Here is a 17,552-nt window from a genome sequence, read left to right as displayed (position 1 = left end):
GTGTGGGCCTCGACGGTCGCGGTGTTGTTGAGCGAGATCAGGGTGCCCGCGACGTCGGCGGTCGTCGTGTAGTCCAGCCGCGCCGTCTCGCCGCCCTCGCCGCCGGCGAACAGGCCGCCCGAGTCGGACGAGGCGATGACCACCGGCTTGAGCGAGCCGTTCGCCGCGACCACCAGCGCGTTCGTCGCGGTGAGTGTCGCGCCGGAGGCCACCGACACCGTGCTCGTCAGGTGCACGTCGGCCTCCGCCTTGGCCGAGTTGACCGAGATGAGTCCGCCGCTGTCGTTCGACGAGATCGCCTTCGCGTCCGAGTGGCCGTCGGTGGTGATGGTGACCGCGCCGCCCGTGACGTTCGCACCGCTTCCGACGCTCGCCGAGACCGTGGCGTCCGAGACGGCCCACGAGTCGGCCGCACTGACGCTGATGGCGCCCCCGCCACCGCCCGTCGCCGAGGCCGACACGATCTGGTCGCCGCCGATCGCGCTGAACGGGATCGCGCTGCCGATGCCTGCGAGCTTCTCGTTCTTGGGCCCGGGGCCGGCGACCGGTGCGATCGCGAAGATCAGCTTCTGCACGGTCGCGCCCTGGCCGGTGAAGTCGATGCCCTCGGTGCGGAACACGTGGCCGGCGCCGGTGAACGAGAACGAGACGCCGTCGACAGACGTGCCGGTGTGGCTGATCGCGATGGCCGAGCCGCCCGCGGTCAGCGAGAGCTGGTAGCCGTTCGCGTCGCATCCGCTGACCGGGCAGCCGACGACGTAGTACCCGTGACCGTCGACGAGACCCGTGATGGGTGCGTTGTTCGCGGCCGTCAGCGAGTGGACGTCGACGGCGTTCGTGCCGCTGGCCGAGATCGCGATCGGCGTGATCGGGCCGGCGCTGCCGCCGCAGTCGGCCGCGAGCCCGGTCGCCTTGCACTTCGTGGCCGCCAGCTGGTAGCTCTGGCCGCTCTTGCGGATGACCCAGTAGTACGCGCCGTTGGTGAGCCCGCTGATGGGCGTGCCGGTCGTGAAGTAGCGCACGAGCTGTCCGCTGGCGAAGCCGATGTCGTCGAACGAGTTGTCCGCCGGGCTCGTGTCGCGGGCGAAGTAGATGTTGTCGGTGTTCGAGCCCGTGGTGGCGACCCACGTGTTGCTGCCGGAGTCCCACTGCTTGTCGACCTGACCGGACGTGAACGTCGCGGTCGCCGCCGGGGCGTGGTAGGTCACGTAGTCGCCGTTGTGGAACCCGCTGGAACCGCCGATCGTGTGCGTGCCGTTGTCGACGGCGCCGGCGCTCACGGTGTCGGTCGTGGTGGCCGCGCCGATCGCGCGGAGCTTGATCGTGCTGTCGTCGACCTTGTACACCTCGTAGAGCGTGTCGGTGGTGAGGCCGCCGATCGGTGTGCCGCCGTTGACGAGCTGGTACAGCAGGACGTCGCCGGTGTTCAGGCCGTGCTTGCGGGTGCCGAAGCCGATGGTGTCGTAGACCGTGCTGACGTTGTCGCTGCTGTACACCACACCCAGCTGCACCGTGTCGGCGTCGATGACGATGATCGAGTACTGGCGGCCGGGGACGAGGCCCGATACGGTCGGCTGGCCCTGCGCGTTGTACGTGACGGTGTCGCCGGTGCTGGAGTTGTGGACGGCGCCGAATGTGATGGTGTGCGCGGTTCCGTCCACGCCGCCGACGGCGTCGAAGGTGCCGTCGGACGCGGGCGGCAGTGGCGGATTGGCGGCCGCCGTCAGCTCGATCGCCCCGCCGGCGATGATCGACGCTCCGCCCGTGATGGTGGCGGACGAGGTGGGGTTCATCGAGGCGCGGGCGTCGAAGCTCGAGACGTTCAGCACACCGCCCGTGGCGCTGTAGGTGCTGGCGTCCGCGTCGTACGAGCTGATCGCCTTCGCGCTGATCGCACCCTCGACGCGGATGATGGATGCCGCTCCCCCGAGCGTGACGCTGACGACGGGGTGTCCCTCGGCCGTCGACGACGAGCTGCCGATCTGGATGAGACCGCCGCCCACGTTGCGGATGCCGGCCTCGGCACGGTCATTGCCCTGGGCCAGGACCGTGAGACCCTTCGCGCCGTTCGCGCCGCTGACGTTCACGTGACCGAGCAGGTTCGCGGCCGTCGTACCCGACGCGGTCGAGGTCGGGTTGGAGTTGGGCTGGACGTTGATCAGGGCCCCGCCGGTGCGCTTGTAGAACGAGTCCGCGTAATTGCCCGACAGCGCCCTGAGCACCACGTTGCCGTTGGGGGCTGCCACGGTCGCACCGGCTTCGACCTCGGCCTTGACGACCGCCTTGGCTGTCGCGTGGAGGCTCGACGATCCGATCGACAGGCCGAAGGCGAACGTCGTCTGCACGACCGACGCGTCGGCCTTGTTGTCGGTGAGGAACTTCGTGCCGTCGAAGTTGTGCCAGGCCTCGATCGTGACGTTGCCGCCGTTGCTCTTGACCGATCCGCTGCCGACGACCGCCGTGCGGACGTCGGACTCGTCGGTGGCGGTGATCGTCCCGAAGCTCGCCGACACGAAGCCCGAGAGCGACAGAGCCCGGTAGACGGCGGTGGCGGCGGTGCGCACGTCGCTGCGGACCTCGATGCCGCTCGTCGTCGTGAGGGTGCCGCCCACGAGCGTGCGCACCGTCGGTGCGACGTTCGAGGTCTGTGTGCCGTTCGTCGCGCCGGCGAGGACTCCGCCGCCGACCGCACGGCCTTCGGTCAGGGCCGTCGCGGTCACGAAGGTGAGGATGTTCGCGGAGCCGAGCGCGCCCGAGAGCCCGTGGAACTCGGCGGTGACGCTGCCGCCGCTCGTGGCATAGCCGTCGACCATCCCGACGCCGATCCCGACAGCGGCGGCGAGCGAGTACGCATCGACCTGCGCGTCGCCGAGCGAGCGTGCGATCACCCACAGCGCGCCGGTGGACGACACGGTGGTGCCGGAGCCGATCGCGGCGCGCACCGTCGGCGAGTTGATGGCGTGCCCTTCGGCACCCGTGACGCTGCCGAGCAGCGAGGCGCCGCCGAGCGAAGCACGGGCGAAGGCGGGTGCGACCACCGTCGGCGAGTTGTCGCCGAGGACGGTGTTGTACGTGTACGTCGGGCGGATCGCCGCACCGGCGGCGTCGGTGTTGCTGCGGGCCCGCACGGTGACTGTCGCTCCGCTCAGCACGCCGCCCGAGACGGTGTACGCCTTGATCGTCGGGCGCAGGTCGGCCGTCGTGGTCGTCTGGCCGACCGCGAACCCGAGTCCGGCGTTGAAGCCGACGGCGTCGGCGATGGCGGTCGTCACCGCGGCGGCGTCGAACACGATGGCCCCGCCGCCGTTGGCGCGCAGCTCGGCACGGTCGCCGAGGTAGACGAGGGCCGTGGCGGTGTTGGTCGCGGTGCCCTGGATGTATGAGCCTGCAGCCAGCACGCCGAATCCTGCGGCGACTGCCATGACGTACACGTGGGACGTGTAGTCGGTGGCGACCGTGATGCCGCCGGCACCGGACGTGGTGACGCTCGCCGGGTCGGCGGCGTCGGCCGCGGCGACGCCATCGGCCGGTCCGACCCAGCTGGCGACGGTCGTCGCGTCGGTGGTGTTCATCGCGACGACGGTGCCGCCGAGCAGCGAGATGCCGACGGTGGTGCTGGAGGCGACCGGCGTGCTGGATCCGCCGGCCGTCATCGTCACGGAGCCGGCGGTGACGTCCGCGCGGTCGTCGATGTGCGTCGAGACCGTGCCCTGCGTCTTGGCCTCGAGCGTGATGCCCGACAGCGAGATCGGCGACACCTGGACGCTGCTGCCGGTCGCGCTCGCGTTGGCGGTGCGCGTGGCCGCGAGCGTGAGGGCTCCGGCGCCGAGCGACACCGTCTCGTCGAAGCCGATGAACGCCTCCGTCGTTCCCGCGACGGTCGCGATCGGGTTGCTCACCAGCACGTTGGCGAGAAGGCTGATGCCCACCATCTTGGCCTCGGCGGTGGCGTCCGGCGTGGCGATCGCGCTGATCGTCAGCGAACCCGCCGTGACGGTCTTGCTCGGGCCGACGAACGCCCGCGTGATGCCGGTCGAGCGCGCTTCCGGCCGCAGCAGCGACACCGCGAGTCCCCCGCCCGACAGGCCGCCGACGATGGCTTGCGCGTCGTCGTCGGAGGTCGCGGTGACGGTGACCGAGCCGCCGCCCACGTTCGCGCCGCCGAGGCCCGCCTCGGTCGTGGCCGTCATCTCGCCGAGCGCGTAGGCGATGATGACGCCGATGAGCGAGATCGCGATGAGCTCGGAGGCGTCGGCCATCGCCGTGTTGTGCGAGTTCGCCGCGGCCGACGCCGACGAGGCGCCTGCGACCTGTCCGGCGTAGACGGCGCCGGTGCGGCCGCTGACCCGCGCCAGCGGCAGCTGGACGATGATGGCGACGCCGCCGATCGTCGGGGCGTTCGAGGTCGACTCGGCCGTGTACGTCGAGTCGGCGGTCACGGTGAACAGGCCGCTCGTGGTCGCGACGCTGCCGGCGTCGTCGCCCCCGGCCACGGTGTCGGCCGAGACGGTGGCGGTGGTGGCGATGCCGGTGAGCGTCCCCAGCCCCGCGGCGACGAAGAGGCTGTCGGCGACCGCGTGCATGGTCGCGTCGGCGTCCAGCGTGATCGACCCGGATCCAGCGATGGCACCGTTCAAGAGGGCGTGCACCGAGCCCGACACCGTGGCCTCGATGACGACGATGCCGGCGGCGATGCCGCCGAGGGCGAAGCCCTGCAGCGTGCTGCGCGCGAGGTTCTGCTCGCCGCCGAAGGACGACAGCAGCGCCTTCACCATCACGGCGCCCGACACGTTCACCGACGCCGTCGAGCCGATCACGGCCAGCGTCTCTCCCGACACGATCGCGCGCGAGCTGACACCTGTGCCGCTGAGCCCGGCCGAGATCGTGAGCACCTTGGTGTCGGCGACCGCCTGGTTGCCGCCCTGGGCCTGTACGAACAGGCTGCCCGTCTTGGTCGGCGTCGACAGGATGTCGCCGTCGAAGCGTGCGGTGGTCGCGCCGGCCACCTCGGCCAGCGTGATCTGCACCGCGACCGCCGCGCCGATGCCGGCGCCGACGGCGAGCGTGCTCGAGGTGGCGCGGTTCGCCGACGTCGCCTGGACGGTGACGGGATCGCCTGGCGCGCTGACGGTCGAGCCGGCCTTCACATCGGCGGTCGTGGCGGCTGCGGCGGTGATCTCTGCGGTCGAGACGTTGACGGCTGCGCCGGCGATGCCGCCGATGGCGACCAGCACGACCTCGCTCGTCGCACGGTTGGCGCTGGTGGCGCTGACGCTCACGCCCGCGTTGCCGGTGACGTCGCCTTCGACCGACGCGGTGGTCGCACCGGCGACCGTCGCGGTCGGGACCGACACGGCCGCTCCGCCGAGCAGCCCGCCGCCGGCGAGATCGGTGTGGACGTCGGCCGTGTTGGCCGACGTCGCGCTGAAGGCGACGGTGCCCGAGCTGGAGATGAGCTGGTCGTTGTTCGCGTCGGCCGACGTCGCCGCGACCACAGCGGCGGCCGTCACTACAGCGGTGAGCACGTTGACGCCGATGCCGACGCCCAGCGAGCCGGCGACGAGCAGCACCTTGGCCTGCGCGAAGTTCTGACCGTTCGCCGTCACCTGCACCGCGGCCGACGAGACGACGTCGCCGTCGAGTGCCGCGATGAGCGCGCTTCCGAGGTGCGCATCGGCGATGACCACGGCCCCCGAGAACGCCATGCTCACCTGGATGCTGTTGACCAGCGCGATCGCCTCATTGCGTCCGGGCTGCGTGGCGCTGACGACGACGGCGCCGGTGGCGGTGATGGATGCCGGTCCCGTGACGCGCGCCGCGACCTCGGCGCCGTCCGTGACGACGGCGATGGCGACCGAGGCGTTGAAGGCGGCACCGGCGACGCCGATCACATCGACCTGCGCGGACGCCTGCTGGCGGCCGGTAGCGCTGACGGTGACATCGTTGGCCGACACCGCGCCGCTGAGGCGCGCCGTGGTGTGACCCGACACGGTGGCGATCGGCACCATGGCGGTGATGGCGGCTCCGCCGACCGAGACGCCCGGCGTGTAGGCACGGACGGCGTTGGTGGCGGATGCCGTCACGCTCACGTCCGCCGTCGGCACCGCGGTCAGATTCACGCTGCCGCCGAGTTCGGCCTCGGTGTCGCGGTCGCTGGTGGCCACCAGCACCGTGACGCCCACGGCGGCGACGCCGGTCGAGACGTTGACCGCGAGCGGCGCGATGGTGGAGCGCTCGGCCGACGCGGCGACGGTGACGTCGCCGTCGACGGTGCCGGTGGCGAAGGAGTCGGCACGAGTGACGCCGGAGTACGTGATGACGGCGACGACGCCGCTCAGGCCGACCGCGATGCCGCCGGCGACGCCGACCGACAGGACGGTGGGGACGAAGCGATCGGAGGCACGCACCTCGAGGCCGCCGATGTGGCCGAGAGCGACAGCGCCGACGCGGGCGCGTGCGTCGCCGTCGATCGTGATGACCGCGATCGAGACCCCGGCGGCACCCGCGCCGACGGTGACGCCGATCGCGTAGACCGAGACCTCGCGGTCGGCTCGGGCGTTCACATGCAGTCCGCCGTCGGCGCGGTCGACGAACGATCCGGTGTCGACGTGGGCGGTCTGCGCCGCGTGGTCGCCGAGCACGGCGACCTGCCCGGCGATGGCGATGAAGCCGCCGGCTCCCGCGACGCCGATCTGCGTCGTGCGTTCGGTCGCGAGCGCCTTGACGTCGACGCGGCCTGCGGCCGAGACATGCGCTCCGCTGTAGATGCCGGCGTCCGTGTTGAGGCCGATGGTGAGCACGGTCACGCCGGCGCCGATGGCGCCGACGCCGCCGGCGACCGCCCCGGCGAGCGCGAAGACCTCGAGTTCGTCCGTCGCGATGACGCTGATGTCGGCGAGCTGCGAGTGCACGCTGCCGTAGATGCCGGCCGACGTGCCCGACGGCGGTGCGGGCTGTGTGAAGCGCTGCGAGGTCGGCGACGTCTGGCTCGACGAGCTGCCGACGGCGGTGCCGGTGCTCGCCATCGTGCCGTACACGGTGCTCTCGTACGGAGTGCTTCCCGAGCCGGAGGGTGCGTCGCCGAGGATCGACTTCCAGCCGCCCGTGCCGCCGCCGGCGACGACCTTGTCGGCGTCGCCCTGCGAGCTCTGCCCGCCCCCGTAGTTCGTCGGGTCGGAGTCCTGGATCGCGCTCCAGTCCGCCGGGGACGTGTTCGGCTGGGCGCCCTTGCTGACGCGCTTGGCCGCGTACCGCTGCCCCGCGAAGGTCACGACGTCGCCGGTGTTGTACGAGGTGGCCGCGCTCCACGCCCCGCGGTCGGGTCCGTTGCCGTCGCTGGAGTACGAGGCGGTGGGCTGCGTGCCGATCGACCACACCGACACGGCCCCGGCGGCACCCACGAAGCCGGCGCCGACGCTCATCGCGTACGACTGCACGTGCTTGATGCCGAGGGCGTTGACGGCGACGTCGCCCTTGGCCCACACATCGGTGCCGGTGGCGAGGTAGGCGGTCACGCCGATGCTCGCGACGCCGATGTCGACGCCGCCGGCGGCGCCGACGAAGCCGCCGGCCGCCCCGCCCGCGAAGGTGACCGAGTCGAAGCGGTCGCCCGCGGTGACCGAGACGCCCTGCTGACTGGATGCCGCCGACACCGCGCCGGCCGCGTTCACGGTCGATCCGAGGTCGATGTAGGCCTGCGTGACGACGGTGAAGATGTTCACCCCGACGTTGGCGGTGACGCCGACGAAGCCGGCACCGACGCCCGCCACCAGACCGAACAGGCTCTCGCGCGAGATCGCCTGGACGGCCAGGCCGTGGAACTCGCCGAGGAAGGCGAAGTCGCCCGCGGCGATGAGACCGTTGCTGACGCCCGGCAGGCCTGCGGCGCCGTTGCCGCCGACGACGATCGTGTTGTTCTGCCCGATCAGCGCCTTGGTGGTCTTGTCGACGACGGCGACACCGACTCCGACGCCGACCCCCACATACCCCGCGGCCACCGACGCGGTGACGAGGATGAGCCGATCGTCCGAGCGGGCGAAGACGCCGATGTCGCCGCCCGCGCGCAACACGACGCCGGTGCCCGTGCGCGCGACGGTCGAGGTCGTCACGACGGTGACGCCGACGGTGCCGGCGACCCCCACGGTGCCGCCGCCGGCGGCGGCGTTGACCGAGATGACATCGAGCGACGAGTCGGCGACGATGACGATGTCGTCGCGCGCGTTCACCACGGCGCCGCCGCGGATCTCTGCGGTCGTGGTCAGGTCGATGACCCGCACCGCGGCCGAGGCGCCGACACCCGCCGTGCCGCCGATCGCGAGGGCGGCGGCCAGGCCGAGGGTGCGGAACGAGCTGGATGCCGACACGAGGACGGACTGCGCGGTTCCGGCCGACGCGGGGTCGTTCACGCTGCACGTCACGTCGCCGCAGTTGATGCGGGCACCCGCACCGATCCACGATTCGACGTGGACGGTGGCGACCGATACCGATCCCGAGAGCGTGACGGCCGCCGTGCCCGACCCGCCTGCCGAGATGCCGATGCCGGCGAGGTACGTGCTGTCGGTCGCCGTGACGGCGACGCCTGCGAATCCGCTCGTGACAGGAGCAATGGTGGACTGGGGGCCGAGGGCCGAGGCATCCGCCGCGGGAAGGTCGCCCGAGGCGACGATGCTGTGGGAACGGCCGCTGCCCGTCGAGCTGAAGACGATCGGGACGATGGGGCCGGCGACGCTGTTGCAGTCGTCGGCGAGGCCCGTGGCCTCGCACTGCGTGCGGGCGATCTGGAAGTGGTTCGGATCGGCGTTCACGACGTAGTACGTCGCGCCGTCCATGAGCCCGCCGATGGGGGTGCCACCGCCGGCGCTGTAGATGACCGGGTCGCCCACCGTGACGGTGAGGTCGTACGGGAGCACCAGGTAGTCGGTGCCGACCGCGTACTGGGCGGTGAAGCGGGGCGAGACGTCGGAGGGAAGGCCGGGACGGGTGGTGGGCACGAACCGCTGGTTCTCGCCCATCTTGACGCCGGCGGGGAGGCTGAGTCCGGTGACGAGGTGACCCGGCTCGCACGTGTATTCGTCGGAGCCCGGGCTGACCGGGGGTCCGCGCTTCGTGCACAGCTTGATGGCGGTGCTCGAGACCGGGATGGCGTAGTACGTCCCGCCGTCGGTGAGGCCGGTGATGGGCGCGCCGCCGCCGGCGTCGTAGACGACCTGCTGTCCGGCCTTGAAGCCGTGCTGGTACCCGAGGTTGATCGTGGCACCGTCGGCCTGGAGCCCGCTGCCGTTGATCGGGTTGTGCGGGTAGGGCGTCGGGTAGCCGCCGAGTGTGCCGCGCGGGTCGAAGCGCGTGTCGGTGCCGTTCGTGTCGAACGAGCCCGACGACACCGTGGTGTGCGTCATGTGACCGGCGAGCGCCCGCGCGGTGACGCGTGCGCCGTCGCCGATCCAGGACTGCGTCGTCTTGGTCACGACCGGAACGGCGACGCCGGCGCCGACCGCGGCCGTTCCCGCGACGGAGATGTTTCCCGCGATGGTGAACAGTGTGAAGTCGTCCGCGGCGGCCACGATGACGTTGCCACCGGCGATGACGGTGGCAGACGCCCCGATCCACGCCTTCGTCGTGACCGTGATGACGGGCACTGCCGCGTTGACCGTCACGGCTGCGGTGCCGCCGACGGAGCCGCCGGCCGAGATGGAGTCGATCTGCTCCGAAGACGATGCCTTCACGACGACGTCGCCGTTCGCGTTCACGAGGGCGCCGACGCCGATGTTCGCCTGCGTCGTCTTGTGCACGACCTCGACGTCGACGCCCACGCCGACGCCGGCGGTGCCGCCGACGGCCAGCACGCCCGCGAGGGCGAGGACCGTGGTCTCGTCGGAGGCCTCGACCACGACATCCTGCGTGAGGCTCGGGTTGGTGTTGCTGCACGAGACGCCGACGCAGTTGACCTTCGCCCCGTCGCCGATGCCGGCGGTGGTGGTGTCGGTGAGGACGTTGACGGTGACCGATCCCCCGACGCCCACCGAGTTGCCGCCCGAGCCGCCGACGGCGAAGAGCAGGAAGTCGCCGGACTGCTCGGCCTTGACGAGCGTGTCGCCCGTCGCCTGCACGTCGGCGCCGCCGAGGATCTGCGCGGTGACGTCGTCGTCGCGGACGTTCACGGTCACCGAGGCTCCCACGCCTGTGCCGCTGCCCGAGACGGCGATATTGCCGCTGGAGAGCTTCGCCACGACGGTCTTCTTCGCGTGAACCGTGAGGTCGCCGCCGGCTCGCACGGTCGCCTGGCCGATGCGGGCGAGAGTCTGGGGGTCGCTGCCGCCCTGGTTCGCGACGATCACGAGCACCGCGCCGGTCGCCGCCACGCTGCCGCTGACGGTGATGCCGCCCGAGACGGCGAGCACGAACCAGTCCTCGTCCGAGGTCGCCTCGACCTTCACGCTGCCGCCCGCGCGTACCGCCGCCTGGTCGCCGATCCACGCGCGCACGTCGGAGTTCGAGATCTCGACGGCGACGGTGATCCCGACGCTCGACGAGTCCAGGCTGAGCCCGAGCGCGCCCGAGGCGTCCACGACGGTGATCGCATCGCCGGCCGATACGGTCACGCTCTGCCCCGATCCGCCCGCCGCACCGGTCTGGTTCACCTGCGCTCCGCTGCCGATCCAGGCACGGGTCTGCAGGTTGAAGATGTTGACGATGAACGCCCCCACGACCGCCGTGCCCTGCGTGGCGCCGCCCGCGATCGCGATGTTGGTCACGGCAGGGATGTCGACCTTGCCCTTGACGGGTTCGGGCAGCTCGGGTGCGATCGGGTCGAGCGTCGTCGTCGCGGTGACCGCGATCGCACCGGATGCGTCGACGTCCGTCGGGATGCCGGCGGTCGAGTCGATCCAGGCTCGCGTGCCGATCTCGAGGTAGTTGACGAGGAACGCCCCGCCGACCGCGGCGTCCGACCCGGTGCCCAAGGCGCCCGAGATGGCGAGGTTCTGCAGCCGCATCGGCTGCGTCGCGGTCACGGTCACTCCCCCGGCCGGCGCGTCGAGTTCGCCTCCGGCACCGACGGAGGCCTCCGTGGTGAGCAGCAGGATCTGCACCGCGGCGCTGCCGGCGACAGAGGTGTTCTTGCCGCCGGCCGCGGCGAACGACCAGACGATGAAGTCGTTGTGGGTGCCTGTCGGCGCGACGGCGGCGATGGTGACGCCCGTCTGCCCTGTCGCGTGCGTGCCGGCGCCGACGATCGCGCGGTTGGTCGCGTCCTGGACGTTCAGCCCGATCGTGGCGCCCACGCGGGTGCCGCCGTGGGTGATGTCGATGGCCGTGCCGACAGCGAAGACGTACGCGCGCTGCGCCAGCAGCGATCGCACCACCAGCTCGCCAGTGGTCGCTGTCACCGTGACGTTCGCCGCGATGCGGGCGGTCGACGTCGCGACGAGCCAGTTGACGCCCACGGCCGCCGCGACGGCTGTCGTGTCGCTGCTGCCGCTGCCGGACTGGCCGGACTGGGCGGACTGCTGCTGGTTCGCGCCGTTGCCGCCGTTCGTGCCGTTCGTGCCGCCGTTGGACGTCGGCATGCCCGCCGTGTCGTCGCGCGTGCCCGCGGTGTTCGGGTTGTTCGTGCCGTTGACGGCCTCGGTCGACTTCTGGTCGCCGGACTGGGTCTCGCTCGAGCTGGCGCCCTCAGCTGACGCCTCGACCTTCGCCTCGGTGAAGGCGAGGGAGTCCGCGACGACCGAGACCGTCGTAGCCGAGGCATCCCTCGCGATCTCGGCGAGCGTGTCCCACCCGACGACCGCGTTCACGGCGATGATCGCACCCACCGCGGCGCTCTTGCCCGCCGCCTTGGCGTTGCCGTCGGTGCGGATGCGCAGCTGGTGGGTGGCGGTGACGCTGAGAGCCCCTGTGACCGTCGTGGCCGTGCCCGTCCCCAGACGGGCCGTGACGTCGTCGTCGACACTGATCACGAGCGCCACGACAGGAGCGATGGCAGCGGCCCCGGTGGAGGTGCTGCCGCCCTCGGCCTTCGTGATGAACTCGCGGAACCCGAACGCCGTGATCGCGAGACCCGTTCCGCCGGTGAGCGCCGCGCCGTTCTCGACCTCGGCGCGCACGTCGCTGCCGTCGATCACCTGCAGCGTGAACACGGCGCCCACGCCCGTCGCTTTGCCCTGGTTCGCCTGCGAGGTCGCGGTCGCGGCATCCCGCTCATTGCTCTCGGCCGAGATCGTGGATGCCGCCGACGAGAGCGACACCGTCGCGCCCGTCGGGACGACGGCCTCGGTCTGGTTGCCGAGGATGTCGATGGCGATGGCTCCGGCCACGCCGACGCTGTCGGACTTGCTGGCGCCGGCGCGGGCGATCGAGGTGATCTCGTGCTCGAACAGGCGGAAGAGGTCCTTGTCGGCGGGGGCGGCGGGCAGGCGGTCGCCCGAGCCGACGGTGACGGACTGCAGCTCCCACTCGTGGCTGCCGTTGCGCTTGTAGAAGCCGGGGGCGTGCGTGCCGTCCTGTGTCGTCAGCTGGAACCAGTCGCCTTCTGCGATGTCGTCCTTGGGCAGGTCGTCCTTCTTGGCGTAGACCGCCGCGGTCTGGAACACCCATGTCGTGCCGTTGTACTTCCACACCGAGTTGCCCGGGTGGCCGTCCTTCTCGGCACGGAGCAGGAACAGGTCTCCGTTCGCCGGCGAGCCGGGCAGCGAGTCGCCGGCCGTGATGGCCCCGGGCGTCGTGTTCGACCAGTTCGAGCCGTCGAACGTGTAGATGCCCTCCTGGCCGGACTCCTTGACGTAGGCCGTGTCGTTCTTCGAGGGTCCCGGCAGCTGCTCGCCCGAGTCGACCACGATCCACGTCTTGCTCGCGTCGTCCCAGCGCCGCACGACGTCGTCGGTGTCGCCGTCGAGCATGCCGGCCTCGACGACGAGCCCGGTGGCCGTGATCGTCGAGACACCGGTCGTGGCGTTGACCGTGATCTCGACGGCCTGGACTGCGACGCCGGCGCCGATGCCCACGTCGCCCTTGGTCGAGGTGTCGCCGCGCGCGTCCGCCCTCGAGTCGATGTCGGCGAGGGCGCGCAGGGTCACGAGTCCGCCGGCGACCACGATCACACCGTTCGCGAAGCGCGCACGGACCGTGGGCGAGACCACGGCGATGGCGATCGCACCGGCGATCGACAGCGAGGCCCCGTTGTTGTCGTTCGTCGCGGCCTTCGGTGTGGAGGTCGTGGAGGTCGACCCGCCGCCGTTCTGCTGCTTGGTCGCGCTCGCCTGACCGAGGTTCGCGTCGGCCTTCTCGTTGACGTCCTTGCCGCCCTGGTCCTTGCCCTCGGACGGCTTGGCGCCCTGGGTCGAGGCCTTCGCGGTGGTCTTGGCGTCGACGCGCTGCGTCGCGGTGAACGAAGCTGCGCCGGTCGTGGTGAGACCGCGGTCGCTGCCGGACGTCGACGTGATGTCGTCGAGGATCGCCAGGGCGAGAGAGACGCCGATCCCGGCGGTGCTGCCGGCTGTGGTCGACCCCTTCGCCGTGGTGTCGGCGGCGACGGTCTGGGTGGCGGTGGCGGTGATGCTCGACGCGGTGAGCGGAGCGGAGCCTCTGCCGATGGATGCTGCGGTGTGGATGGTCGCGATGACGATGGCGACCGAGGGGGTGATGGTCACCCCGCCGCCTGCCGCGCCTGCTTCTGCCTCGGTGGTGAGCGTGACGCCGTGCGTGGCGGTGATGGTCAGTGCGCCTGCGCCGGTCACGGGAGGGCCGCGCGTGGCGTTCACGGCGGGTGCGATGCCCGCGTACACCTCGTGGGTCACGAGGTTGAGAGCGACCGCCGCCCCGATGCCGACGGTGCCCGAACCGGACTGGCCCGCCTTGCCCGACGCCTTGTCGGTGCTCTTCGAGCCGGCCGTGAAGCTCGCGGCGCCGCCGGTGAGCACGACGCCCGGCAGCGGTGCCGGCGGGTCGGGGTTCAGCGGATCGTCGTCGGCGTCGACCACGGCACGCGTGTCTTCGTCGACGAGGTTGAGGGCGAAGGCGCCTGCCACGCCGAGCGTGCCTCCGGTGCCGGTCGCCCCCGCCTGCGCGACAGCCTCGAACGTGTGCGTGTCGTCGGGGCCGGCGGCCTTCACCGTGGCCGATACCGCCAGCGACGCCGCGTGCAGCGACGCGCCGATGCCGATGCCCGCCTCGTTGACCAGCCGCACCTTGTTGACGGCGACGGCTGCCCCGATGCCCACGGTGCTCGAGTCGGTGGCGGTGCCCTTCGCCGTGGCGGAGGCGTCCGTGTTGTTCGTCGCCGTGAGGGTCACCGCGCCCGGCGTCGTGAGCGACGCTCCGGCGAGCAGCATGGCGCGCGTCACCGAGGTGACGAGGTTGATCGCGATGGCCGCGGCGACCGAGACCGACGTGCCGTCCTCGTTCTTCTGCTCGGGTGTGGACGTGCCGCCGCCGGCGCCGCCCTTCGTCCTACCCCCGGCATCGCCGAGCTTCGCGTCGGACTTGGTCTTGACATTGTCGTTCGTGGCGTTGCCGCCGGTGCCCTCACCGGGCGCGCCGGCGGCGCTGGCCTCGGCGGTGGTGGTCGTCGTCGACGCACCGTCGGCGGTGAGCGTCACGGGGCCGGTGGCGGTGACCGCGCGGGCGAGGGATGCCTCGACCTCGTGGTCGACGCTGGCCAGCGCGAACGAGATCGTGAGGGCGAGCGACGAGCCGCTGCCGGCCTTGGTCGCGCCGATCGCCGACGTCGTGGCCTTGGCGGTCTGCGTGGCGGTCGCAGCGAGCGAGGCGAGGGCGACCGCGGGCCCCGACAGGATGCCGGCGAAGGTCCGCACGTTGTGGATGGCGATGCTCGCGACGCCGGTCAGCGTCGCGCTGGTGCCGCCGTCGGCGCCGCCGACGGTCTTGGTCGTGGCTTCGTCGGATCCCGTCGCGGCGAGGACGAGGGCTCCGATGCCGGTGGGCGCGGCGCCTGCGGCGACCGCGGCGACGATGTCGTCGCGGATCAGCGACAGCGCCACGGAGGCCCCGGCGCCGACGGCGCTGCCGTTGTCTCCGCCGAGCTCCTGCTTGGCCGTCGCCTGCGCGGTGCTCTTGCTGCTGCCGCGTGCCGTGACCGTGACGGCGCGGCCGGCGAACGACGGAGCGCCCTCGAGGGTCGCCGAGGTCAGGGTGTCGATCTTCGCCAGGGCGAACGAGCCGGCGAAGGCCACCGTGCCCGACGCGGGCTTGGCGCCCGAGACGGCGGTCGCGGTGAACGACGAGTCGCCGGCATCCGGGCCCGCCGCTTCGACGGTGACGCCACCGGCCGCGTCGAGTGCACCGCCCGAGACGAATGCCCGCGTCGCGAAGTCGAGGATCAGCAGGCCGATGCCGATGCCGACCCCCGCGCCGCTGCCGCCGCCCGAGCCGTCGGTCGTGCCGCCGTTGCCGGTGACCGCGACGGTGTTCTTGGCGTGCGCCCCGTACTTCTGCGCCCCGGTCGTGACGACCTTCGCGCCGGTGGCCCGGCTGCGGGTGTCGGTCTGCACGTGCGCCAGGCCGAACGCGGCCGCGATGTCGATGCTGCCGCCGCCGCTCGCGGCGCTGCCGGTGTTGGACTGGCCGTTCGCGCGGCTCGGGCTGTTCTGGCTCTTGTTGGACTGCGTCGCGCCGCCCTTGCTCGCGGTGGCGGTCGCCGTGACGTTCGAGGTCTGGTCGGCGAGGACGTCGACGGATGCCGCCGACACCCCGGTCGCGTCGGCCGTGTCGATCGCGGCATCCGTCGTCTGCGACAGGTGCACGACCGCGACGCCCGCGCCGCTGGCCGCTTCGTGAGCGTCGCCGGTCGCCGTCAGCGTCGCGGTGTTCGCGGCCGCGATGCCCAGAGCCCCGGTGACGGCGACGCGCGCCGCGCCGGTGATCTTCGCGATGACGTTCGCGGTGGTCCACAGGACGGCGACGGCGGCGTCGAAGCTCCCCGCCGACTCCTGCTTCGAGCTGTCGGTCTGCGGCACCGCCGAGGCGGTGACGGTGGAGGCCGCGCTCATCGTCGCGGCGCCCCCGACGGTGACGGTCGAGGTGCCGCCGATCGTGACGGCGGCGTTCGACGTGATGAAGGCCGCGTCGCCGTACTGCTTGTTCAGCGTGAACGCGCCGACGTTCGAGGTCGCGGTCGCCGTGAAGTCGCCGCTCGCGACGATGTTCGCGCCGCCCTTGACCTCGACGCTCGCGTTCGAGTTCACGATCACGGCGTAGGCCGTGGCTGCGCTCGTGTCGGGATTGACGGTCGAGGAGGCGGTCAGGGTGAGGTCGCCCGTGGTGATCGAGCCGCCGTCCACGACCACCGACGTGTTCGCGTCGTGGTCGAGGCATCCGAGGATCGAGAAGTCGTCGAAGTCCGTGCAGTCGTCGACGGTGAACGGGATGCCGTCGGCGTTGGTCTCTTCGGCGACTGCGGTGACCGAGTCCGCGGTGACCGTGGCGCCCTGGAAGAAGATCGACTCGAAGTACGCCTCGAACGCGGCGTCGAGCAGGTTGATGATCCCGAAGATGGTCAGCTTGTCGTGGCCGCCTCCGCCGGAGATCTTCAGCACCGTGCCGGTGCCGGTGGGCGCCGAGAAACTCGTCTGCTCGAAGGTGCCGGCCAGCGAGCGCAGCCGCAGCAGGGACGGGTCGTCGGGGTCGACCTCGAGCACGGCGTCGTCGTCGCTGCCGCCGAGGGTGAACTCGGCGTTCCCCGAGCCACCGGTGTTGGTGATCGGCTCGATTCCCGCGTAGTGGACGACGGTCGAGCCGAGCGTCATCGTGCCGCTGGATCCATCGGTCGGCTGCGACGAGAACCCGCCGCCGCCGTTCGTGATGAGCGTGTCGAAGCCGGCCGCGCCGTCGAACCAGATCGGCACGCCCGGGTCGGTGCCGCCGAAGTCGATCGTGAAGCTGTCGTCGCCCGCCGTGCCCGTCACGCGGATCTCGGAGATCTCCGAGAGCGAGCGTGTGACGCCGTCGAAGGTGACCGTGCCGTCGCCGTGGAAGACCAGCGACGACGACGTGCCCGACATGGTCAGCACCCACGGTGCGGGCGCTGCAGGAGCCGGGTCTGCCGGCGCGGGCTCCGCAGGCGTCCCGGGGTCGACAGGCGCGGGCGCCGGGTCGACCACGGCCGGCTCGCTCGGCGCGGGCGCCGGAGCGGGATCGACCGCGGGCGCGGGATCGGGAGCGGGCTCGACCGGAGCCGGATCCGCCGGAGCCGGGTCCGCGGGAGGCGTGTCGGCCGGAGCGGTATCGGCCGGAGCCGTGTCGGCGGGCGCCGCATCCGTCGCGTCGAAGGGCCGCACGTTCAGCGCGGCCGGCTCGCCGATGAGTTCATCGGGCGCGACGTCGGCGGATCCCCCCGCGACGGAGGCGGCGGGTGCCTCAGACGGGGCGACGGGTGCCGAGGCGGGCACGTCCGCGGGATCGGCGGCGACGGTCACGACGGGGAGCGCACGCGGTGCGCTGTACGGAAGCGCGATGCCCACGGCGACGGCGATGGCGGTCGCATATGCGACCACGCCGAACGCCGCGCTGCGGTAGCGCTCCGTTACCGATCCCCAAACCAT

1 protein-coding gene (running past one end of the window) is annotated in these 17,552 nt (G+C 71.9%); it reads right to left on the bottom strand.

Annotation, left to right across the window (positions count from 1 at the left end; genetic code table 11):
• Positions 1-17,552 carry the 5' portion of a hypothetical protein gene (locus JNB62_RS01150; RefSeq protein ID WP_220299037.1) on the bottom strand. 13,930 nt of this gene lie to the left of the window's left edge, so only the first 17,552 of its 31,482 coding nucleotides appear in the window; its start codon is at positions 17,550-17,552; its stop codon lies beyond the left edge, outside the window.

The sequence above is a fragment of the Microbacterium jejuense genome, assembly GCF_019511665.1.
GTDB lineage: Bacteria > Actinomycetota > Actinomycetes > Actinomycetales > Microbacteriaceae > Microbacterium > Microbacterium jejuense_A.
This window is presented reverse-complemented; position numbering and strand designations above follow the sequence as displayed.